This is a genomic window from Paenibacillus sp. FSL E2-0190, assembly GCF_037992965.1.
GTDB lineage: Bacteria > Bacillota > Bacilli > Paenibacillales > Paenibacillaceae > Paenibacillus_AQ > Paenibacillus_AQ odorifer.
Genome location: NZ_CP150306.1, coordinates 586,027 through 606,130 on the forward strand (window position 1 = coordinate 586,027; position 20,104 = coordinate 606,130).

The following is a 20,104-nucleotide window of genomic DNA, read 5'->3' on the forward strand; positions in this document are numbered from 1 at the left end:
GGGACAACAAGATGGAACAGCTGCTGCTGCATCTGCGCAATCTGGGCTTCACGGAGATGGAGTCCAAAATCATGGTCGAGCTTGCGACTAAAGGTCAGGCTTCTGGCTATGAGGTTGCCAAACAGCTCGGAGTTTCAAGATCAAATGTGTATGCGGCGCTTCAGCGCCTAACACAGCAGGGATATGTACGATGTGGTGAAGGAGAGCCTGCGCGGTATAGTGTTCTCAATCCGGAGGAGCTGGCGACGATGATCTCGGGAAGAGTTCAAGCTTCGCTGGCTTATATGGAAAGTGAGATGCCTCGCGGAGGGCCTGTTAGTCCTTCTTTTTATAATGTAGAGGGCGACCGCAATGTAATGGGGGCGCTGATTCGCCAGCTTAACATGGCAGAGCAGGAAATTGTAGTGGATATGTGGCGCGAGGAAGCGTCGCTTCTGCGGAGCGAACTTGAACAGGCCGAACTGCGTGGTGTTAGGCTTTTATGGGCTTTTGACGGTGGCAATGCTGCTGCTGCCTCTTACCCAGTATGGCCGTCATTCGGAAAAAATTCGCAGCGGGCGGATGGACGGAAGTTCTCATTTGTGATTGACCGGAGCTGGTGTATGCTGGGGATGCGTTATGATGATGGATCCGCGCAAGCAGTGGTAACAGAGCACCCGGTGTTAGTGGAGCTGCTGTTGAATCATTTTACACAGGAAATGGTCTTGTTCGAGCTGGAGCAGGATATGGGCGCAGAATTAGTAGAGCGTTATGGAGAACGTTACAGCAAAATTCATAGCAAATATGTTATGTATGATCAAGGCGATGATGGGGAAGAACAGGCGCAGTAGTTATTATCATAGGGAGGTGAGAAGCATGGAATGTATCGTTCATTTTGAAGTGGTGCACAATGATGGTCCTAAAAAATTGCGTGGACTGTTGTTTCTGGATAAGGGAGCATCTCCTGGAGAAGCAGAATTAGTCGAAATGTTTAAGGATATGAATTTTAACGTGAGACTGGAAGACCGCGAAAAATTGATTTTTAAACCGGTAAATCCGGGGGATTTCTTGGAGATTCGAATTACGGGTTATGATAACGGTCAGGAAAAGAGCAAGGATGATCATAATTTAAAATCGATCGTTGGAAATTTATTGCCTCAGAAGCCGACAGGTCTGTAATGTGGGGAGAATGGATTCAATGATGGGAGAAGGAGGAGCACTATGGAGCTGTTGAGACAAAAAGTGTTGAAAGAAGGTATTGTACTCGGGCAAGGAGTGCTCAAGGTGGATTCTTTTCTGAATCATCAGATGGACCCCTTCCTGATGCGTGAGGTTGGCCGTGAGTTTATCCGCCGGTTCGCTGGCGAAGAAATTACGAAGGTGCTGACTATAGAATCCTCGGGGATTGCTCCGGGGATTATGACAGCATTAGAGCTGGAGGTTCCGCTGATTTTTGCCCGTAAGCAGAAATCGCTGACGCTGACAGAAGACATTTACGTGGAGAAGGTCTACTCCTTCACGAAGAAAGAAACGAATGAAATTACCGTTTCGAAGAAATTCATTGCTCCGGGAGAACGGGTGCTGATTGTTGATGATTTCTTGGCGAATGGTGAAGCCGCCTTCGGACTTGCCCGTATTGTTGAGCAGGCGGGGGGAAGTGTGGTTGGAATTGGTATTGTGATCGAAAAAGCGTTCCAGCCAGGAAATCGGCTGCTGCAGGAAGCGGGATATCGCGTAGAGTCACTTGTGCGTATTGCTTCACTGGAGGACGGAAGAGTCACTTTCGTGGAAGACGAGGAAGAGCCTCTTGTTTGAGGATTTTGGAATGCATTCTCAAACAAAAGCTATAGGATATACAAAACAGCAAGCGAACTGGTAATGAACCAGTCGCTTGCTGTTTTTTGTGTGTATGGTATGCACGGGTCAGGTTACCCGTTGCTGCCGCATGCCGCTGCAGTGTCGGCGGGCAGCTGTACGCTGTCCGCCGCCAGCGGCGATAGCACACGCAGCGCCCCCGGCTCGCAGCGAACGGCCAGCGGCCCTTTGCCGAGGCTCTCGCCGTCGCCGATCGCAGGCCGGGCCTCGGCAAAGCCTACGGCTACGCTACGTCCGCGCAGCATAGACACGAAGGGCAACGCCACATGCTTGCCCTTCAGTACCGTGGGGAACAACCGCAGCAGCTGCCCGCGGCTGCACCCATGCACGACGCAGACGTCAAGCTGGCCGTCATCGGCCTTTGCCTGCGGGCAGATCAAAAGCCCGCCGCCGTAGCTGGGCAGGTTGCAGATCGAGACCAGCCATGCCTTCTCGAAGGCGTGCTCCGTGCCGTCGCAGACTACACTTACCCGGCAGGGCTTGAATGTCATCAGCGTATGCAATATGCCGATGATATACGCGAGCTGGCCTGCTCCAATGGCATTGCACAGCCTTTTGTATCGGCTGGCATTCACATTCTCGGCCACTTGAGCATCAAAGCCATTGGCAACAGCTGTTACGGTCAGTCCGTTTGCTCCTGAAAGCAGGTCTGCTTCGATATACCGCTCGCTAAGGGCGGCCTCCAGCGCGGCTTCTATGGAAAGTGGAATGCCAAACCCCCGGGCGGTGTCGTTGCCGGAGCCGGCAGGAATCACGCCCATGGGGATATCTTTGCCGCAAAGTGCACCCAAAATGCTATGGAGCGTGCCGTCACCGCCGATTACAATCACGGCTTTCCAATCCTCGCGATGCTTTACTGTATTTAAAACAAGGGCTTCTGCACCCTCTACGCTGTGCGTAAACAAGGACATGAAAGGCAGCGAACGCTCCTTCATGAGCGCCTCTACAGTATGCCAGGTCCGGCCGCCTGCTCCCCCGCCGGAACGCGGGTTTATGATAAATAGATACATATGATTTCCTCCAGCCTGTAGAATTCCATTGATGCCCTTTCTACATTGTAAGGAGTGGATGGGCAAAAGGGAATACTTTTCAGCGATCAGAGGGGCTGCTTTTTGGGGGATTACAGATAGCGAATCTGACTTTCTGCGATATCACCTGCCCAAGGGAGTTTATACCACCTGCCACTTAAGGCATGGTAGATCATTAACAGCCACACCCCAAAGCTGCAAAGAGAGACGAGGGCACTCATCAAGGGACCGAGGAATGGGACCAATCCGGTTAGAACGTGGAGGATCATCAGCACCCCGAAGGTAATCAGTGATTGCAGCGAATGGAACAGCACAAAGCGGCTGCGTTTCTCCAATGCGAGAAAGACGACGCCGCCGAGAAAAGGGAAAAAGTAACACAACGCGCCCGCTATATTATCGGGCAATCCGGTGGATGATTTAAAAGGGGACAATGGGCTCACTCTCCTTCTGCTTGGAGAAGAAGGGGCTTGATTGTTCGAATCCTTCTTCCTTACAAGCCTATGACTTGTCAGGAAAAAGTATGTTTAGCTCATTGAAGGGAGAACATACTTTTCAAGCAGCCTGCGAGGGTTCTTCCAGTTGTTTGTCTTGCTCTCTGCTGTAAAGACCACTACAGCATCCAGATTGGGAAAGAGCAGAATCTGCTGCCCGCCATGCCCGTGGGCGAGCTTGTAGGGCTGCCCGCTCATCGTACCGATCCAAAACTGATATCCGTAATCACCAAACGCTGGATATCCCTTAGCTTGAGCGGTAAGTGCATCCTGCAACCAATGTTCTGGGATGATTTGCTGCTCTGCAAACACTCCATTATTCAGCAGGCAGATTCCGAATTTAGCCATATCCCGAGACGTTAGGTGCAAACCGATATGACCCATGCTATGTCCTTCGGGGCTAGGTAACCAAGCGGTATTAGCCATTCGGAGTGGAGTGAATAAATGCTGTGCTGCATAGGAAAATGCATCAAGACCTGTAGATTCACTAATCATTATCGAGATTAGATGTGAGTCGATGCTTCGATATTGGAACTGGCCGATTTGTTCTGGAATAATGTTCAAGCTAAGGCCAAAGGAACCCCAGCGGCGGCTGCGATGGAGGTTCCGAACAAGCGGTTCACCAAGCTTCTTCCCTGTGATCCAGCTAAAACCGGAAGTCATGGTAAGAAGATGACGGAGTGTGATTTTTGAGAGATGTGGGGAGTGAAGGTATGGAATATGCTTGCGAAGGACCTCGGACACAGAAATATGGAGATCAGGCATCTCTCCACGGCCGATAGCGATTCCCGTAAGGGCACTGACAAAACTTTTGGTGGCAGAACGGAGATCATTTAATGCTCCAGCATGATGGTCATTATAATAACGTTCGAAGATAAGTTTTCCATGACGCACAATAAGCATGCTATGCATCTTGGGGTATTCTTTTAGGATAGCTTGATGGGCTTGTTCAAGACCCTCCCGGCGTGTATCGGTGTCTTCTGGCGTTGCGGTAGTCATTAGGGGAATTGCAGGCTGGGCCATAAAGATCTCCTTCTCATTTGTTGATAAATACAATTTCGCTTGCTGTATAGGTTATTGTATTTTAACCAGTTTGGAGACATCTGACTTACGAAGACAGCTGTAAAAAATAATATTTTCCAAATAGTACATTTTACAAGGAAAGGTGGAAGTTAATCCGGAATATGATACAATATAACGATAAGGCCCGAAAGGAGTGATTCAGTAAGTGGCTCTTCGGGTAATAAAAGTGTCAAGGAGCTATCGTTCATCAGGCGTCCTTACTCTCAGCCCAAATCACGACGAACCTGCTTCACCGGCAAGGCGGTGTTTCAAAGGCTAGATTTAGCTTTAGATTCCACGTGTTGACGGATAGTGCAAGCCACGTATGTGTAATGGATACTTCACTTGCATTCGAGGTTACGGCGTACTTTTCATCATGCATTCTCTACAACGGAGCATTCATTTTCAATGTTTTGGGAGGGAACTGATCATGGCAAGTAAAGGTCATAACGAAGTCAAGGAAAGTCTACGGGAAATGACACGCATTTTCCGGCCCAAAGATCCCAAGAAATTCGTAAAGGAGTACGTCCGAAAGTATCGGATTACAGGAGGCTATGAAGAAGAACTGACCATGGTCGTGGAACACGAGTTGGTACGGATGAATTCATCCGTCTCCTAGCTAACAGATACGTTTGTCACTTGCTTAACTTTAGACATCATTTTGAGTAATAACATCCACGAGGATTCTTATAAACCGTGCCCGAGCGACTTTTGTTGCTGGAATCGGTTTTTTTTGTATGCCCATTTACGAATAAGGAAAAGTCTTCCTCATAGAATAGTCAAATGAATTAATAGACACATTTTAAATTGAATGCGCTTTCTTTATTATTTTTTATTTGTTTGCGTTTTCATAAAATGCTATAAAATCCAGATGGGACAAGGGTTTATTGTGTCGAAAATTACAATGTGAACTAGTTGTGAACGATTGACAAAACTTTCCCTTAAACTTATATTAATAGTGATTGTTATAATTGACAGAAAAAAACAGGAATCTACGAAATCGGGAAAAGCGGGGTAGATCAATGATGAAAACGTGGCAGGCTGTAAAGCGACTCCTTCCCATGACCGCTATGTTTGGACTCTTTCTTGCCGGGTGCGGTCGTGAGGACTTGTCAGTACTCAGACCACAGGGACCTGCAGCAGACAGATCTTACGGATTAATGGAGCTGTCGATCAGCATTATGATCGTGGTGTTGCTGATTGTCTTTACGATTGCAGCTTATGTACTGATCCGCTTCCGCAGAAGACCGGGTCAGAATGAAATCCCTGAGCAGGTTGAGGGCAGTATGAAACTTGAGATTCTCTGGACAGTCATTCCGCTCATCCTTGTTGTAGTACTGGCCGTGCCAACGGTTAAAGCTGTGTTTGCCGCTGGAGATGATCATTCCAATGACAAGAATGCGATCAAGGTTAAAGTAACCGGCCACCAATACTGGTGGGAGTTTGAGTATACCGACTATAAGGTAACTACAGCGCAGGACCTGATTATTCCGGTGGGCAAAGATATCGCCTTTGAACTGGAAACTAAAGATGTGCTGCACTCCTTCTGGGTCCCTTCTCTTTCCGGTAAAATCGATACCAACCCAGCTGGAACGATTAACCGCTTTAGCTTTAGTGCGCCTAATGAAGGCGTTTACCGTGGGAAATGTGCGGAGCTATGTGGACCTTCTCATGGATTGATGGAATTTAAGGTGAAATCAGTTAGTGAACAAGAGTTTCAAAAGTGGATTGATTCGATGAAAGCACCTGTAGCTGTGCTGCCAGAGGATCCTGCTTTAGCTGAGAAGTTCAAAGCGGCATGTCTGACTTGCCACGCTGTAGGCGATCAAGGGATTAATAATGCGCCGAACTTGACCGGAATTGGTTCTCGGGAATCGATTGCTGGAATTCTGCTCAACGACGACACGAGGGAAGATGGTGCGCCGATTGAAGAGAATCTCAAAACCTGGCTGCACGACCCGCAATCCGTAAAACCAGGCAATCTGATGCCTAACCCCAAAGATCTGGGCCTGAGTGATGCTGAGATTGATGGCATTGCAGAGTATCTGGCCAACTATAAGCTGGACTAATGCCTTAGCCTAAAGGCGGGCGGAACTTTCGAAAAGGGGGGACGAACTTTGGCTCAAGCAGCGCATACCTTGAATTCATCCAAGCCTCTGGGGCACGGCCACAGTGTGAAGCGCCATACAGGACTTATGGATTGGCTAACAACCGTCGATCACAAAAAAATCGCGATTTTGTACCTATGGGCCGGAGGATTATTTTTTGGCATCGGGGGAATTGAAGCGCTTCTGATTCGTTGGCAGCTCATCAAGCCGATGAATAACTTTTTGGATGCACAAACGTTTAATGAACTCATAACCATGCATGGTACGACGATGATCTTCCTCGGCGTCATGCCAGTCATCTTCGCACTCATGAATGCCGTCATTCCGCTACAGATCGGTGCACGTGACGTAGCCTTTCCTTTTCTAAATGCACTTGGTTTCTGGACCTTCCTGTTCGGCGGGATTCTACTGAATCTTAGCTGGGTTATGGGTGGTGCTCCTGATGCCGGGTGGACCGCCTACACCCCACTATCTACGAGTACATACAGCACTACACACGGTGTAGACTTCTATACGATCGGCTTGCAAATTGCCGGATTAGGGACCCTCATCGGGGGGATTAACTTTCTAGCCACGATCATTACGATGCGTGCGCCGGGAATGACCTATATGCGGATGCCGATGTTCGCCTGGACTACATTTATTACTTCCGCCATTATTTTGTTTGCTTTTCCAGCAATAACAGTAGGTTTAGTACTACTGACATTCGACCGGATTCTAGGAGCCAATTTCTTCGAAGTCGGAGCCGGAGGAAGTCCAGTGCTATGGCAGCATATCTTCTGGATATTTGGTCACCCGGAAGTGTATATTCTCATTCTGCCTGCCTTCGGGATTATTTCCGAGGTCATCCCAACCTTTTCGCGTAAAAGACTGTTCGGATATAGCTCCATGGTGTTTGCAACCATCTTGATCGCCTTCTTAGGTTTTATGGTTTGGGCTCACCACATGTTCACAACTGGACTTGGACCTGTAGCTAACGCGTTGTTCTCCGTATCAACGATGTTAATTGCGGTTCCAACTGGGATTAAAATTTTTAACTGGTTGTTCACGATGTGGGGCGGACAAGTACGTTTCACAACCCCTAACCTGTTCGCTGTAGGATTTATTCCTACTTTCACTATGGGGGGAGTAACTGGAGTGATGCTGGCGTCCGCACCTGCTGACTTTCAGTTCCATGATACGTATTTTGTTGTAGCGCATTTCCACTATGTTATTGTAGGTGGTTTGGTGCTTGGCCTGTTCGCAGGTCTGCACTACTGGTGGCCAAAAATGTTCGGAAGGATGCTGAGTGAGACGCTGGGCAAGTGGACTTTCTGGACGTTTATCATCGGATTCCATCTGACCTTTTTTGTACAGCATTTCCTTGGGCTTATGGGGATGCAGCGCCGCGTATTTACTTATTTACCAAATCAGCAATTTGATTTGCTAAATCTAGTCAGTACCATTGGTGCAGGACTTATGGGTGTTGGTATGATTATTTTCTTGGTGAACATCTTCCTGACTTCCAGAAAACCAGCGGATGCAGGCAATGATCCGTGGGAGGATGGACGTACATTGGAATGGACCATTCCTTCACCGCCGCCAGAATATAACTTCAAGCAAACACCTCTTATTCGGGGGATTGATGCCTTCTGGAAAGAAAAAGTAGCAGGGAATAAAGGCATGACACCAGCAGAGCCGGTGGGCTCAATTCATATGCCGTCAGCAACGATTTTACCGTTTACGATGTCTGTCGGAATTTTTATCGCTGGGCTTGGCTTTATGTTTAGCCGTGATGAATTCGGCAATGCTTTTATGAGCTTCCTGTTTAATAATTATATCGTTACAGCCATCGGTCTTATTATTACATTTGGATCCATGCTGATGCGTTCACTGTATGATGATCACGGATGGCATATTGAACCTGAAGAGCTGGAAGGAAGTGAGCGGACATGACAACGGCACATGCAGAAGCTTCTAAGGATACCTTTCCGCACGAGCCGGAAAAAGCTACGCTCGAAGGACGCAACAAGGTTCTTGCCTTTTGGTTGTTTCTAGGCGGCGAAGCGGTATTGTTCGGCACGTTGTTCGCTACTTTCCTCGCACTGCGTAATCAGACGAATGAGGGGCCTTCGGCGAATGAACTGTTTCACCTGCCGCTTGTAGCCGCTGCAACATTCATCCTGCTGGTAAGCAGTCTGACGAGTGTATTCGCTATTCAAGCAATGCACAGAAATCGGCCGGCACTGCTACGGAATTGGCTTTTAGTTACTGTAGGTTTAGGTTTAGGTTTCCTGGTTTTGGAGATCTATGAGTTTACTCAATATGTAAGACACGAAGAATTCGGAATGACCACAAGTGCATTCAGCTCGGCATTCTACACACTGGTAGGATTTCATGGTGCGCACGTAGCCTTCGGGATCGCTTGGATCTCCATCTTGATCGGGCAGCTCGCCCGCAAGGGGTTAACGGTTGTTACTGCACCAAAAGTGTATGTGTCAGCCATGTACTGGCATTTTATCGATGTAGTATGGGTCTTCATCTTTACGGTTGTATACCTACTCGGAAAGGTGGGCTAGGCACTATGACGACGGATCAGCATATGCCAGATAGCGGCGGGTATAAGCAACGTCATCGGCATGAAGGACCACAGAAACATATTGTTGTCTTTATTTTCTCCATTGTCTTAACATTGATTGCTTTCGCTGCTGTTGCGGCTGGGGGCGTAAATGCAACCTTTGCGATTATTTTGCTGCTGGTAATGGCTGTTCTTCAGGTCATTGTACAGATGGGCTTCTGGATGCATCTAAAAGATAAAGGGCATCTTCTGCCGATTCTTTTCATGCTGGGCGGCTTCTTTATCGCTGGGACCTGCATTGTTATGTCGCTGTATTGGGTTTGGTGGAATTAACGGACGATAATGAAAGAGGTGGGCTGCGATGCCCCCTCTTTTTGATGTTTAGATATATGAATTCCTGCGCTAGGAGGTTGGGATTATGCTGGGATTAGAATACTTTAGTTTTGCTGAACTATGGAGTCCGCTTTTTCTAGCGGTAATGCTGCTGCTGACAGCAGGTTATTTTGTGTGGATTGGTCCGATTGCTGGGCGTTATGCCGATTCATTACCGGTGCCATTTTGGCGTAGAGCGTTATTTGTCTGTGGGATGCTTGCCCTTTACCTGGCACAAGGAGGACCCATTAGCCTTTTAGGGCATATGATGTTTTCCTTCCACATGGTCAGTATGGCCTTGTCTTATCTGGTAGCGGTGCCGCTGATTATGCTTGGAATTCCAGATTTTATCTGGCGCAGGATACTAAAGGTGAATCCGCTTCGGCCGTTATCTTTTTTAGCTCATCCGGTAGTAGCTGCACTATTGTTTAACGGACTTTTTTCCTTGTACCATATTCCTGTTATTCATGATTATGTGATGCTGCATTTTACTGTTCATCGTATTTATTACATTGTTTTGTTCCTGACCTCTGCTTTAATGTGGTGGACACTGATTAATCCGCTGCCGGAACATCGTATGGCGAGTGGGCTTGGGAAGATTGGATTTATTTTTCTGAACATGGTATTGCTGACACCGGCTTGCGGGCTGATTATATTTGCCGATCATCCGCTCTACGCCACTTACAGTGATCCAGAGACTTGGGCGCGTGCTATGGGCTATTGTATCTCGGGAGACCCCTCTGTTTTACTTCAGAATTTTGGAGGTCCTGCATTCTTTGAAGTGATGTCGCCGAAGGTAGATCAACAGGTGGGAGGTATCGCGATGAAGTTCATTCAGGAATTTATTTTTGCCTCTATGCTTGCTTATGTGTTCTATCATTGGTATAAAAAAGAGAACGGACAAGACGACGATGAATTGTCGACGCCATCCTCAACACTTCAGGAGAGCAACTTGAACCGTGCATAACTGGTAGACTGCCGAGGGGGAGAATCATGGATATTTTCACAGTGTTTCCGACTATTAGTACGTCATTCATCGTGATCAGCGCGGTGCTGGTGGCTATAGGTTGGTGGCTCATTATCAAGGGCAAACGCGAGGCGCATAAGAAAACGATGATTGCTGCCGCTATCGCTGCGCTGCTGTTTTTTATTGTTTACGTATCGAGAACGTTGTTTGTGGGGAATACCTCATGGGGCGGACCGGATGAACTGAAGACGATTTATCAAGTGTTTTTGATCTTCCATATCGTTCTGGCAACCGTAGCTGCGGTATTCGGACTTACTACGTTAACTCTTGGTTTCAAGGCGAAGTATTCCAAGCACCGTAAGTGGGGCAGAGTGACATCGATAATCTGGTTTATCACAGCGATTACAGGCGTTATGGTGTACGTGCTGTTGTATGTTTTGTATCCAGGTGGACATACCAAGCCGGTGTGGGAAGTTATTTTGGGTGCGTAAAATAAGTGCTTGAATAGAGCACAGAGTTTAGTGCGTTGAGCGAATGAACAGCACTAGAGTAGCAGAACCGTAAATAGTTATGAAATAAGCCTATATATCTGCATGTTCCTGAGTAGGGATTGCGGGTGATGGGCTTATTTTGGTTTGTGGAGCTTCGGGATCTGTCCCGAAACTGAACGAAGTTAGCTCGAAAAAGACGCAATTAGGGAAAACCTCCCTGATAATGCACGAAATTAGCTAAAAAAGGCCATAATTAGGGAAATCCTCCCTGAAAGTGAATGGATTTAGCTCAATAACGGAGTAATAGCTGAAATTTTGGGGAGGATTTCCCTAAAAACTAATAATCTAAGCTCGGTTGGGCAGATTTTAGGGAGTTTTTCTCTAATGTTAATCCGCCCGGCAGTCGCCCATATCCCATACCTGAAACTGCACTAGCAGCCGAAACGGTATCCCACACCCGAAACCTGAACCAGTCAGCAGCCGAATCAGCACCCCGCCCCCGATACCGCACCATCCGCCATACCCGCCTCCCTCAACACACATCACACCAACACGTTGCATAGAAGCAAGAGTGAGCTCTTACTACTTCATTTCCAGAATGAATTATCTAATAAACTCAATTATCCCAGCTACATTCGCCCCCGTAGCAGCATTCTGCCTCAATTCCCCCTCATTGTAGTTAATCTCAATTAATAAGCGTTACCTAACGTCTGAGAGTGTCTTCATAAGCTTGAAGTATGAGGTTGCCCAAACCTCCTATTTCTTTAGAATAATTTCCAGTTACAGGATTGACAATGAAAAACCAAGGTCATATACTGTGTATATAGATATATACAGTAAGCACAGGGATATGAACACCTGCTTCTGCTAGACGCTGAAGACATTGTAAAGCGAGGTTAGCATTAATGAGAACATTAAAAGATTCATGGTTTATGTTGCGCTCTGATTTTCGCGGAGACAAATTAAAAATATTAGGGACCCTCGTGATAACAGTTGTTTTTATGAGTTATCTTGGTGGACTGACTAGCCTGATAGCAAATGATGTACTAGGTGAGCAGGATCGGACGATGCTAGCGGATTTCTTATTTCTCTCCTTTATCCCCTTATTGGGATTAACATTCTCTCGCCGTTCCATGAAATATTGGAGTGAAGACTCATACACAAAAATGTTGGTTTACTTACGAACTTTACCGATTCCAGCTTCAGTAATATTATTGCGGAGAAAACTTCAGGGTGTGATCTCCTTTACTCTAAATGGCACGTTATTCTTCGGTATTATTTACTTGTTAGGAGAGAATTTTCGGGCAGAGCTGGCGGTTCCATCGTATATAGCTTTTGCGATTACTTGGCTCGGCTTCGGATTCATGGTCTCAGGTCTATATATTTTTATTGAATATCTTTTTAGCGGCAAAGCTTATCTATGGCTAACATTGCTTATCGTAGTTTTATCGTGGGCAACATCGTTCCTAGTTACACTGGGCGGAGGCAGTTTGTTCTTATACAGTATCTCCTATTCTAAGGAGTGGGGGCTGTTATCTCCGATCATGTGGGGGTCACTTCTGCTGGGAACAATATCTGTGCAGTTATTCTCTAAATGGACTATACATCGGCTGAAAAGTCGCAATCTCATATAAAAAATCGGAAATGGCAAGGACTGCGCTCTAGCACGCTAGAGTGGAAGGCGAGGTGTAAATAATGTGGATACCGGTACAAATCAACGAAAATAGTGCAGAGCCCCTCTATCATCAAATAGAGACTCAGCTTAGATCATTAATCATTAGCGGAGTCATTACAGAAGGTACGCTGCTGCCCTCGATTCGTGAGTTCGCAGGAGATCTGAAATGCAGTGTAATTACCGTGCGGCGGGTATATCAGGATCTGGAGAACGAAGGTTTGCTGCGAACGCGACAAGGAACGGGTACCTTTGTATCCCATGTAGGTGACGGAGCCATGGAAGAATATAAACGTGAAACGGTTGGCAAAGCACTTGAAAGTGCAGTGGATATCGCCCGATCGGTACATTGCAGCAAGGATGAACTTGAACAGATTTTTATGGAGATTGTAGAACGCAAGTATAGAGAAAAGGATTGAGAGGGGGCGCTTACTCATATGGTACAGATGGCTATAGAATTGCGGAATGTACTTAAACGGCGGCGAAACAAGACGATAGGGCCACTGACCCTGAATCTGCCTAAAGGATATATTACAGCTTTGGTAGGTCAGAATGGATCCGGCAAAAGCACGCTGCTGAATCTGCTGATGCAGCTGACTAATCCAGAGGAAGGCGAGATTTATTGGTTCGAGAACAGGTATGATAGCGGGTTGTCTCTGGAGCTTCGCCAGACCATTGCCTATGTTCCTGAAACGTCAATTACTGAGGAGAACCACTGGAATGCAGAGGAGGCAGCGCGATTTCGGAAGTATTGGTATCCAAATTGGGACGATCAGTATTTTCACGAGCTGATGGATCGCTTTGAGGTTCCGTATCATACGAGACTTTCGAAGATGTCTAAAGGGGAGCGCCGGAAATTCGAAATTGCTGCAGCACTTGCGGCACGGCCAAGTCTGCTGCTATTGGATGAACCTTCATCGGGTCTTGATCCTTTTGCCTGGAAGATTATGATCGAGACACTTCGTAAATATATGGATGAGCATAACGCAACGATTATCATCTCCACACACATTGTGGATGAGGTGCGAAGGCTGGCGGATTATATCGTCCTTATGCATCGGGGTGAACTGCTGGGCATGGCTGAAAAAGACAGTCTGTTCGGTGCTTGGACCGAGGTTTGGGTGAATGCTGCGGGTGAAGAGGAGCTTGCGGAGTTATCGGCTGAGTTGCCAGGAGGCTTGCACTTTACCATGGATACACCGGGTGTAGCTTCTTTTATCATAGAACAATTTTCAGAAAACGAGAAACGCATTCATGACTTGGGCGTAAAGGTTATCAAGAGCCGCAGTTTGGAGCTGGACGAAATATTAAGTTTATGGACACAGGGTCATCGTCCTATTCTAATTGACCACAAGAGAGGGGACTAGAGAAATGGAAGCCTTAAAGCTGGAAAGTGTAGTTAAGCAATATGGAGAAAAAACCGCAGTAAACGGAATTAACCTAACCGTAGGTAAAGGGGAAATTTACGGATTACTGGGGGCGAACGGCGCGGGGAAAACAACCACGATGCGTATGGTGCTCGGCCTAATCTACCCTGATGAGGGCAAGATTTTGTATAACGGAAAACCTTTCAACAGTGAACTGCAGCAACTTATGGGTTATCTGCCCGAAGAACGTGGACTATATCCTAAGGTGAAGATCAGCGATCAAATCGTTTACTTGGCCCGCCTGCGTGGGATGTCAGCTAGTGATGCAGATAAGAGCTTGCGCTATTGGCTGGATCGATTCGAGGTTCCGGATTATTACAATAAAAAAATAGAAGAGCTTTCCAAAGGAAATCAGCAAAAAATGGGCTTTATCGCCGCTGTCGTTCATAAGCCGCAGATTCTGATTCTAGATGAAGCTTTCAGCGGGCTGGATCCAGTAAACGTGGAGCTGCTGAAAGATACGGTCAAAGAATTACGTGATTCGGGAACAAGTATCCTCTTCTCTACGCACCGGATGGAGCATGTGGAAGAGCTATGCCGTAACATTACGATTCTCGATCGATCCAATACGGTCGTTCAAGGGGATATCCGCACGATCAAGAATGGCTACCCGCGGGAAGAAGTATTGCTGCGTACAGCTAATGAGGTAAAAGGTCTGGAGTCCATCGCAGGTGTTACAGCAGTGAAACGGCTGGAGCGTGGGTATCTGTTATCGATCAGTGAGATCGGTGCCGCACAGCGTATTTTACAGCAGGCGATAGCACAGGGTGAAGTGGAGCATTTTGAAATCAAGGAACCTACGTTAAACCAAATCTTTATCAGAGCGGTGGGTGAATCTAATGAATAAGATGGGGACAATTATCGGCTTTACCTTTAAAAATAAAGTTAGAACGAAATCATTTATGATTACTACTTTGATTCTAGTATTATTGCTCAGCATAGGGATGAATCTTCCCTATATCATCGATCAGTTTAAGGGTGATTCGGCCAAAAGTGAAGTTACTCAAATTGCTGTGATTGCTGAAGAGGGAAATCAGGTTGCAGAATTGTTGAAGGCTTATACTGCGCCAGAGGGCATGCCACAGGCTAAGATAGTACAATATGCTTCTGCGGAGGATGCCGAGTTAAAGAAAGCATTAGATGAAGAGACCGTAGAAGGTTATGTTACTTTTGCGGAACCTACTGGTGAAGGGCTTCCACCCGTTACTTATCATAGTAATGATGGGGAACTAAACGGAGATGTGCAAGTTTATCTCCAAAATGCACTTCAGCAAGCAAACACACAATTCATCGTTGGCGACAAGCTGACCTCTGAACAGATTGCTGCAATGTCAACGCCTGTGCAGATTACTACACAACAGCTTAACGCAGGCGGTGGCAGTGAAAGCTCTCAGGAGGACACTCCAGCCATTAACTACATTATCGTATATGCCATGCTTATGTTGTTCTTTATGTCCATTATGATGACAGGCAACATGATTGCCGCAGAGATAACTTCTGAGAAAAGCTCGCGGATTATGGAGATTCTGATTACAAGTGCCTCACCTTTAGCGCAAATGTTCGGTAAAGTTATCGGTGTTTTCCTAGTAGGAATATTGCAAATTGGGATCTTTGTCGCAGCGATCGTCGTCAATTTGACGCTCCCGCATAATGCGACTGTATTGGCTGATTTTGATCTCGATTTAGGCCAGCTCAATATTAACTTGCTGCTCTATGGATTTGTCTTGTACGTATTAGGTTACTTCCTCTATGCCTTGATGTATGCGGCTGTAGGTTCGATTGTCAGCCGTACGGAGGATCTCGGTCAGGCGGTAATGCCAATCATGATGTTAGGCTTCGTAGCGTTCTATGTTCCACTGTTCAGTATCTCCAATGCAGATACTCTAGTGGTTAAGATAGCGAGTTATGTGCCTTTCACCTCACCATTGACGATGCTGCTCCGAATTGGTGTCGGCGAGGTGGCGATCTGGCAAGTCATTGTATCGCTGCTGATCCTGCTTGTGACTACCTTCATCTTCGGATGGCTGGCAGCCAAGATCTATCGTACCGGCGTACTGATGTACGGCAAACGCCCAAGTATTAAAGAAATCAGAAAAGCAATGAAAGCTTACAAGATCTAAGAAGACCTCATATAACTTTTAAGGAGTGCTAATGATGTCTACAAGCGAACAATATAACATTATGCTTTTAATGAGTTCTGTATCGCTGGCTACGGTTAGTAGAATGCTTCCGGATGGCTCCACTTTTATGGATGTCGTTCAAGGCGTATTGACTGGTGTTGCTATAGTGGGGATGTTGGCAGGATTGTGGATGTACGGTAAGGCGCGTAAGAGTAAAGTGTAATAGTAGGAACTGAATTTTCGGGGGTATCCTAACAGCCATTTATGGTTGCTGGGATATCCCCGTTTTTGAGTTGGCAATCTCTTTGTATACGAGCTGATATAGCTAACGGACCCAGCAGCACTTAAATGCAGCAATCATCGAGATTTAGCAAGATATCGGACACTATAGTCGCTATTGGCATGAAAAATGGTGAATCAGTAGCTCTTTTAACCAAATAGTTGCACTGGAGTCCGATACTATGCTCAAAAGGCGATAAACGTGCAAATAACGTCATCTGGGTCCGTAAGCCTTGGTGGAAGATGATTAGGGCTTGCTTTAAGACGATCCGAGACGTTCATTGCTCGGGATTTCTACTGGAGTCCGAACGCCGGCCATATTTGAGGAAAAGCTTCAATTAAAGGCTCCTGAGTCCGTTAGATGCTTCATGCGCTTAAAGATTGTCTGAATTCTAGTCAGTGACTAAATTATAGAAAGATTTGCGCTCGTTAGTATATCCGTTTGGGTGGTCATCTGCTCCCGTACAGCTCTAAGCTGTGCTTTCAGTGCGGGAACACTTTTTTGCAGAATAATGCTTATTTGAGAAAGAGGCAGCTTTAGGCCGTACCACATGACCTTCACAAGCTGTTCCTCCCAAGGTAATGCCTTAGCCGATAGAAGGGAGCGCCGGGCAAAAGAATCAGCACACTGGTGAATACAAGTGCGGTAAGCGTGGATAGAGAATAACTGAGGATCGAAATCATCCTGACGATATATTTTATGAAGCTCTGTGAAGGTGCGGATAGTAATCTTGTCTGCCTCATTAGATTGTTCTAACAACATGGAACTAAGTACGTAGACTTCATTAGTATACTTTTGGACACACTCTGCAAATTTAGTACTGTAGGTGGACTCGGGAGGTAAGGGGTCAGGCATGGTGAACACAATCCTTTCAGATTGAGAGATTTGCTTGAATCTATAATATAGAAAAGTAAGAGATGGATTTATTGATGAGATCGGCGGTGTCTGGTTCCGGGCAACTGTGTTTCTGCTGGGAGGCAGTGGATAAAGCTTTTGAAGGCTTGTAGTAGAGCCGTTCACTTCTGGAATTGCTCCCCCCTGCTGCAACACTGTACAGACGCCCTTGCTGAATATGCCCTGCCAAGGATTTACCCTGGAGCTTGGCCTTTAAATCCTGCAAAGCACCCTGAACTAGCTCAAGCTTAACCTGCTCCCAATCTGAACCTTCGCGGCGGACCTTATCCAGCGCTTCTTCAAGACGGCAATGACAGATGGCCCGTAAAAAGGAACTCCATTTAATGAGATCAAAATTTTTGGTGTTGGCAGAGATCAGACAAGCCCCCCAACTGCAGCCTCCCTTACAGGTGAGCTTCAGAATACCATAACGGCAGCCTTCAGCCCCTTCCATTCCATAGTGAATAGGCTCGGGTTCATCCAATACAAATACTTCAATGCGGGATAGTCTGCGCTGGTCCATAGTAGGGTTCCTCCTTAGATTTCCAAAAGCTTTAAGTCTACATGATGAGTGACACTAGCCTTTTCTACACAAGCGAGCATTTCCATTTTATTCTCACAGACTGCGGTGTGCTCTAGCCATAGTCGGAACTTTTCTTTTCGTATAACAGATAGATGTAAGGGAAAGGTGCTGCGGGATCTCAAGACATACCAACCGGCGCTTACATCTTTCCAAGGCTCCTTGAAGGCTGTAAACCACGGGAGCTTTTGGTGTGATGACCAATCCTGCTGCTGCTGTTGTTCTCGAATTTTTTTATATATCTCATATACAATCTTAGAGTCTAAACAGTCTTTACAAGAAGAAGGTGTGCTGAACTGGCGAAGGGCTTGGATCTGGTTCTGGCCAAATGCATAGCCTACAATGTACCTGTGATTATGTTCTTCGAACCACAAGGCCCCGAAACAAACGTAATTTAGACTTATCGGCTCAAGCAGCCCTTGATGTATCCCTAAATAATAGTGCTTCAAAACATTCACCCCATCCAGCGTGCTATCACCTAATAAGCTCAGGTAACGCAAAAACCGCAGCAAGAGGAGGACCTCTGCTGCGGTTTTGGATTACAGGCAGATATACCTGGGCCAAAGCGTGGCGGATCAAGGGTCTCTCTCTTTACGCTTACGAGGTTAGCTGTCGGATTCGGACGGTGAGAGTCGCCCTACCTATTGAGACTTATGCAGTCTCCTTTGGATTCACCCCAAGTAGGCCAGGTGGCCTGATGGTTCCCCCGTTCCCTGCGAATGCAGGAACTCAGCGTTGATTGTTTTTCATGAATTAGATTCAACCCGAATCATACTCTTTTCAAGATTTTCTGTAAAAAACGGAAAATGTTCTTTTAGAGCAATTTTAACCATATCCTGCCGACTACGACTGAAAAACGAGGTAAATAGGTATTTATGGCGTGTTATCGCGCCTCTTTCTCGCTCAGCCTCAGCTTCTTGCGTTTCTACCTATAATGGGAATTTGCAGTATTTTCGCTCTAAAAAGGTGAAAAAAATCACATGGGTTATAGATAGCGATTAAACGCTCCAAACTCGAGTAAACAAGAGATATAGAGAGATTAGATATCAAGTAAGCGCTATCTAATGGGAAAATAGTTTTTAATTTGCATTATTTTGGCATCATTCAGGTTTTACAAGTCTTCGTGCATAAGAGTATGATTACTCCTGTTTCAACGACAATCGAATATTTGATCCGCTTAATTTCCGATAAGGAAAGCGGGGGAACCAACAATCGGCAGCCGATGTGAGAGTCGGAAGCCGGTTATGGGGTGAATCCTGTAGAGGGTGTGAGTGAGCTCGCATCTATACAGGTAGGGCGACTCTCACCGCCCGAATCCGACAGCTAACCTCGTAAGCGTATGGAGAGAGGATGAGTGCAATGTGACCGCTAGCGAGCCACAGAGGAGATCCTTTGTGGCTTTTTGCTGTGCTCTTAGAAGCAAAGCATTTATGGAGGCCTCCCCTAAGAGGTCGCTAAATTCATCATTAGCGGTATTTGTAAGGCAGCGTCTAATGACGTGACACAACCGAGCTTTAGGTTGTGCCCGAAAATGACGATAGGTCAACATCCTTTCGGAGATTTTCGTTGCCTCCTTGTTGTAAATGAGCAGGAGGAGAAAAAAAGATGACGGATCAGAATGAATATGTGCTTGTATGTGCGCCTACAAAGGCGGGAGAACATTTCATTAAACTTCTGAAGTTCAGGGGTATTAAGATGGCGGGATTAACCAACAATGTGGCTGAGAAAGCTTTACTTGAGGAGCTCGGGATTGAGCAGGTTATTCTAGTGGATACCCGCCATCAGAGCACTTGGTTTCGCCCATCGTTCCCGGTAGGCAGGGTATATCTGTTTGAGAGCAGCTTTCCGCTTTGCTGCCGCTATATTCAGATGTGCCGTACCTGGACGACACAGCCGATTTTTGTGATTACAAGTTCAATAAATCCTAGATTGGTCTATAAAAGACTTGGTGCGAGCTATGTAATCTATTCCCATAGTGGTGATGCTGATTTTCTAATCGATAGATCACCTCATCAAGGATAATGGAAGGAGTGCGGAAGATATGATGGATCTGTATATGGTGGCTTCGTTAGCTGTAATTTACGGGTTATTTTATGGCTTTATGCGCTGGTGCGCAGGTGTAGTTGAGGATACGGGGAGGGATAAGCTGTGATTCTAGTAATCGCTGTTACCCTACTGTTGTTTATATATCTGGTTTACGC

General features: G+C 46.4%; 24 protein-coding genes and 2 riboswitches. Of the genes, 17 read left to right on the forward strand and 7 right to left on the reverse strand.

What is annotated here, in order from left to right:
* Positions 1-11: 11 nt before the first annotated feature.
* The 3 genes from NST25_RS02555 to NST25_RS02565 are packed head-to-tail and all read left to right on the forward strand — an operon-like array spanning position 12 to position 1,794.
* A complete protein-coding gene (locus tag NST25_RS02555) occupies positions 12-830 on the forward strand; it encodes a TrmB family transcriptional regulator (protein ID WP_076124492.1) in 819 nt (272 codons plus the stop codon).
* 25 nt (positions 831-855) lie between these two features.
* Positions 856-1,158: a hypothetical protein gene (locus tag NST25_RS02560; protein WP_038568522.1), complete on the forward strand. Its 303-nt coding sequence runs from the start codon at positions 856-858 to the stop codon at positions 1,156-1,158.
* A 42-nt stretch (positions 1,159-1,200) separates the two neighbouring features.
* Positions 1,201-1,794, forward strand: coding sequence for a xanthine phosphoribosyltransferase (locus tag NST25_RS02565; protein ID WP_076101352.1), 594 nt, complete (start codon positions 1,201-1,203; stop codon positions 1,792-1,794).
* Between the two features lie 113 nt (positions 1,795-1,907).
* Here the strand turns inward: NST25_RS02565 and NST25_RS02570 are convergent, their stop codons facing one another.
* From NST25_RS02570 to NST25_RS02580, 3 genes are all read right to left on the reverse strand, one after another.
* Positions 1,908-2,864: a diacylglycerol kinase family protein gene (locus NST25_RS02570; protein WP_340393265.1), complete on the reverse strand. Its 957-nt coding sequence runs from the start codon at positions 2,862-2,864 to the stop codon at positions 1,908-1,910.
* Positions 2,865-2,974: 110 nt separating this feature from the next.
* Positions 2,975-3,313: a hypothetical protein gene (locus NST25_RS02575; protein WP_340393266.1), complete on the reverse strand. Its 339-nt coding sequence runs from the start codon at positions 3,311-3,313 to the stop codon at positions 2,975-2,977.
* 93 nt (positions 3,314-3,406) lie between these two features.
* A complete protein-coding gene (locus tag NST25_RS02580) occupies positions 3,407-4,396 on the reverse strand; it encodes a serine hydrolase (RefSeq protein WP_340393267.1) in 990 nt (329 codons plus the stop codon).
* Positions 4,397-4,865: 469 nt separating this feature from the next.
* Here NST25_RS02580 and NST25_RS02585 point away from each other — a divergent pair, with 469 nt between their 5' ends.
* The 7 genes from NST25_RS02585 to NST25_RS02615 all read left to right on the forward strand — a co-directional run bounded on the left by NST25_RS02585 (position 4,866) and on the right by NST25_RS02615 (position 10,930).
* Entirely contained in the window at positions 4,866-5,054 is a 189-nt protein-coding gene (locus tag NST25_RS02585; RefSeq protein ID WP_019913840.1) for a hypothetical protein, read from the forward strand.
* Between the two features lie 403 nt (positions 5,055-5,457).
* A complete protein-coding gene (gene coxB / locus NST25_RS02590) occupies positions 5,458-6,504 on the forward strand; it encodes a cytochrome c oxidase subunit II (protein ID WP_076124488.1) in 1,047 nt (348 codons plus the stop codon).
* Positions 6,505-6,630: 126 nt separating this feature from the next.
* On the forward strand, positions 6,631-8,478 hold the full coding sequence (gene ctaD / locus NST25_RS02595) for a cytochrome c oxidase subunit I (RefSeq protein ID WP_076185229.1): 1,848 nt from the start codon (positions 6,631-6,633) through the stop codon (positions 8,476-8,478).
* Complete coding sequence (locus NST25_RS02600) at positions 8,475-9,101, forward strand: cytochrome (ubi)quinol oxidase subunit III (protein WP_038568531.1); 627 nt, start codon at positions 8,475-8,477, stop codon at positions 9,099-9,101. Before ctaD ends, NST25_RS02600 begins: the two co-directional genes overlap by 4 nt.
* 5 nt (positions 9,102-9,106) lie before the next feature.
* Positions 9,107-9,433 (forward strand): cytochrome C oxidase subunit IV family protein, encoded by a 327-nt coding sequence (locus NST25_RS02605; RefSeq protein ID WP_036682505.1) that lies wholly within the window; start codon positions 9,107-9,109, stop codon positions 9,431-9,433.
* Between the two features lie 85 nt (positions 9,434-9,518).
* Positions 9,519-10,439, forward strand: a complete 921-nt coding sequence (gene ctaG / locus NST25_RS02610; protein WP_340393268.1) for a cytochrome c oxidase assembly factor CtaG — start codon at positions 9,519-9,521, stop codon at positions 10,437-10,439.
* A 26-nt stretch (positions 10,440-10,465) separates the two neighbouring features.
* Positions 10,466-10,930 carry a DUF420 domain-containing protein gene (locus NST25_RS02615; RefSeq protein WP_076124485.1) on the forward strand — a complete coding sequence of 155 codons (465 nt, stop codon included), beginning with the start codon at positions 10,466-10,468 and terminating at the stop codon, positions 10,928-10,930.
* A gap of 387 nt (positions 10,931-11,317) precedes the next feature.
* Here NST25_RS02615 and NST25_RS02620 read toward each other — a convergent pair whose 3' ends face one another.
* Positions 11,318-11,491: a hypothetical protein gene (locus NST25_RS02620; protein ID WP_179088739.1), complete on the reverse strand. Its 174-nt coding sequence runs from the start codon at positions 11,489-11,491 to the stop codon at positions 11,318-11,320.
* Between the two features lie 344 nt (positions 11,492-11,835).
* Between NST25_RS02620 and NST25_RS02625 the strand changes: the two genes are divergently transcribed.
* From NST25_RS02625 to NST25_RS02650, 6 genes are all read left to right on the forward strand, one after another.
* Positions 11,836-12,564 carry a hypothetical protein gene (locus NST25_RS02625; protein WP_076185183.1) on the forward strand — a complete coding sequence of 243 codons (729 nt, stop codon included), beginning with the start codon at positions 11,836-11,838 and terminating at the stop codon, positions 12,562-12,564.
* A gap of 61 nt (positions 12,565-12,625) precedes the next feature.
* Positions 12,626-13,021 carry a GntR family transcriptional regulator gene (locus NST25_RS02630; protein ID WP_076124482.1) on the forward strand — a complete coding sequence of 132 codons (396 nt, stop codon included), beginning with the start codon at positions 12,626-12,628 and terminating at the stop codon, positions 13,019-13,021.
* Between the two features lie 18 nt (positions 13,022-13,039).
* Positions 13,040-13,969: an ABC transporter ATP-binding protein gene (locus tag NST25_RS02635; RefSeq protein ID WP_340393269.1), complete on the forward strand. Its 930-nt coding sequence runs from the start codon at positions 13,040-13,042 to the stop codon at positions 13,967-13,969.
* A gap of 4 nt (positions 13,970-13,973) precedes the next feature.
* Complete coding sequence (locus NST25_RS02640; RefSeq protein WP_036676693.1) at positions 13,974-14,876, forward strand: ATP-binding cassette domain-containing protein; 903 nt, start codon at positions 13,974-13,976, stop codon at positions 14,874-14,876.
* Positions 14,869-16,149, forward strand: coding sequence for an ABC transporter permease (locus tag NST25_RS02645; RefSeq protein WP_076124479.1), 1,281 nt, complete (start codon positions 14,869-14,871; stop codon positions 16,147-16,149). Before NST25_RS02640 ends, NST25_RS02645 begins: the two co-directional genes overlap by 8 nt.
* 31 nt (positions 16,150-16,180) lie before the next feature.
* The gene (locus tag NST25_RS02650) at positions 16,181-16,372 is read left to right on the forward strand and encodes a hypothetical protein (protein WP_340393271.1); all 192 of its coding nucleotides are present in this window, start codon (positions 16,181-16,183) and stop codon (positions 16,370-16,372) included.
* A 459-nt stretch (positions 16,373-16,831) separates the two neighbouring features.
* Here NST25_RS02650 and NST25_RS02655 read toward each other — a convergent pair whose 3' ends face one another.
* Genes NST25_RS02655 through NST25_RS02665 form a run of 3 tightly spaced genes read right to left on the reverse strand, consistent with a single transcriptional unit; the run spans position 16,832 to position 18,415 of the window.
* On the reverse strand, positions 16,832-17,284 hold the full coding sequence (locus NST25_RS02655) for a hypothetical protein (RefSeq protein WP_340393272.1): 453 nt from the start codon (positions 17,282-17,284) through the stop codon (positions 16,832-16,834).
* 40 nt (positions 17,285-17,324) lie between these two features.
* Positions 17,325-17,846, reverse strand: a complete 522-nt coding sequence (locus tag NST25_RS02660) for a hypothetical protein (protein WP_051490930.1) — start codon at positions 17,844-17,846, stop codon at positions 17,325-17,327.
* 14 nt (positions 17,847-17,860) lie between these two features.
* Entirely contained in the window at positions 17,861-18,415 is a 555-nt protein-coding gene (locus NST25_RS02665) for a hypothetical protein (RefSeq protein WP_076124474.1), read from the reverse strand.
* A gap of 68 nt (positions 18,416-18,483) precedes the next feature.
* A riboswitch (cyclic di-AMP (ydaO/yuaA leader) is annotated at positions 18,484-18,648 on the reverse strand.
* Between the two features lie 419 nt (positions 18,649-19,067).
* A riboswitch (cyclic di-AMP (ydaO/yuaA leader) is annotated at positions 19,068-19,257 on the forward strand.
* 251 nt (positions 19,258-19,508) lie between these two features.
* On the opposite strand from NST25_RS02665, the gene NST25_RS02670 reads away from it, so the two are divergent.
* Entirely contained in the window at positions 19,509-19,925 is a 417-nt protein-coding gene (locus tag NST25_RS02670; protein WP_076124472.1) for a hypothetical protein, read from the forward strand.
* The last annotated feature ends 179 nt before the right edge of the window (positions 19,926-20,104 follow it).

What these genes read in the sequence shown, in the direction of transcription:
- NST25_RS02620 (WP_179088739.1), bottom strand. Translation starts at nt 11,491, where the DNA reads ATGCAACGTGTTGGTGTGATGTGTGTTGAGGGAGGCGGGTATGGCGGA.
- NST25_RS02585 (WP_019913840.1), top strand. Translation starts at nt 4,866, where the DNA reads ATGGCAAGTAAAGGTCATAACGAAGTCAAGGAAAGTCTACGGGAAATG.
- NST25_RS02560 (WP_038568522.1), top strand. Translation starts at nt 856, where the DNA reads ATGGAATGTATCGTTCATTTTGAAGTGGTGCACAATGATGGTCCTAAA.
- NST25_RS02660 (WP_051490930.1), bottom strand. Translation starts at nt 17,846, where the DNA reads ATGGACCAGCGCAGACTATCCCGCATTGAAGTATTTGTATTGGATGAA.
- NST25_RS02635 (WP_340393269.1), top strand. Translation starts at nt 13,040, where the DNA reads ATGGTACAGATGGCTATAGAATTGCGGAATGTACTTAAACGGCGGCGA.
- NST25_RS02565 (WP_076101352.1), top strand. Translation starts at nt 1,201, where the DNA reads ATGGAGCTGTTGAGACAAAAAGTGTTGAAAGAAGGTATTGTACTCGGG.
- NST25_RS02615 (WP_076124485.1), top strand. Translation starts at nt 10,466, where the DNA reads ATGGATATTTTCACAGTGTTTCCGACTATTAGTACGTCATTCATCGTG.
- NST25_RS02600 (WP_038568531.1), top strand. Translation starts at nt 8,475, where the DNA reads ATGACAACGGCACATGCAGAAGCTTCTAAGGATACCTTTCCGCACGAG.
- NST25_RS02555 (WP_076124492.1), top strand. Translation starts at nt 12, where the DNA reads ATGGAACAGCTGCTGCTGCATCTGCGCAATCTGGGCTTCACGGAGATG.
- NST25_RS02630 (WP_076124482.1), top strand. Translation starts at nt 12,626, where the DNA reads ATGTGGATACCGGTACAAATCAACGAAAATAGTGCAGAGCCCCTCTAT.
- NST25_RS02650 (WP_340393271.1), top strand. Translation starts at nt 16,181, where the DNA reads ATGATGTCTACAAGCGAACAATATAACATTATGCTTTTAATGAGTTCT.
- NST25_RS02645 (WP_076124479.1), top strand. Translation starts at nt 14,869, where the DNA reads ATGAATAAGATGGGGACAATTATCGGCTTTACCTTTAAAAATAAAGTT.
- ctaD (WP_076185229.1), top strand. Translation starts at nt 6,631, where the DNA reads ATGGATTGGCTAACAACCGTCGATCACAAAAAAATCGCGATTTTGTAC.
- NST25_RS02655 (WP_340393272.1), bottom strand. Translation starts at nt 17,284, where the DNA reads ATGCCTGACCCCTTACCTCCCGAGTCCACCTACAGTACTAAATTTGCA.
- coxB (WP_076124488.1), top strand. Translation starts at nt 5,458, where the DNA reads ATGATGAAAACGTGGCAGGCTGTAAAGCGACTCCTTCCCATGACCGCT.
- ctaG (WP_340393268.1), top strand. Translation starts at nt 9,519, where the DNA reads ATGCTGGGATTAGAATACTTTAGTTTTGCTGAACTATGGAGTCCGCTT.
- NST25_RS02640 (WP_036676693.1), top strand. Translation starts at nt 13,974, where the DNA reads ATGGAAGCCTTAAAGCTGGAAAGTGTAGTTAAGCAATATGGAGAAAAA.
- NST25_RS02625 (WP_076185183.1), top strand. Translation starts at nt 11,836, where the DNA reads ATGAGAACATTAAAAGATTCATGGTTTATGTTGCGCTCTGATTTTCGC.
- NST25_RS02580 (WP_340393267.1), bottom strand. Translation starts at nt 4,396, where the DNA reads ATGGCCCAGCCTGCAATTCCCCTAATGACTACCGCAACGCCAGAAGAC.
- NST25_RS02670 (WP_076124472.1), top strand. Translation starts at nt 19,509, where the DNA reads ATGACGGATCAGAATGAATATGTGCTTGTATGTGCGCCTACAAAGGCG.
- NST25_RS02605 (WP_036682505.1), top strand. Translation starts at nt 9,107, where the DNA reads ATGACGACGGATCAGCATATGCCAGATAGCGGCGGGTATAAGCAACGT.
- NST25_RS02570 (WP_340393265.1), bottom strand. Translation starts at nt 2,864, where the DNA reads ATGTATCTATTTATCATAAACCCGCGTTCCGGCGGGGGAGCAGGCGGC.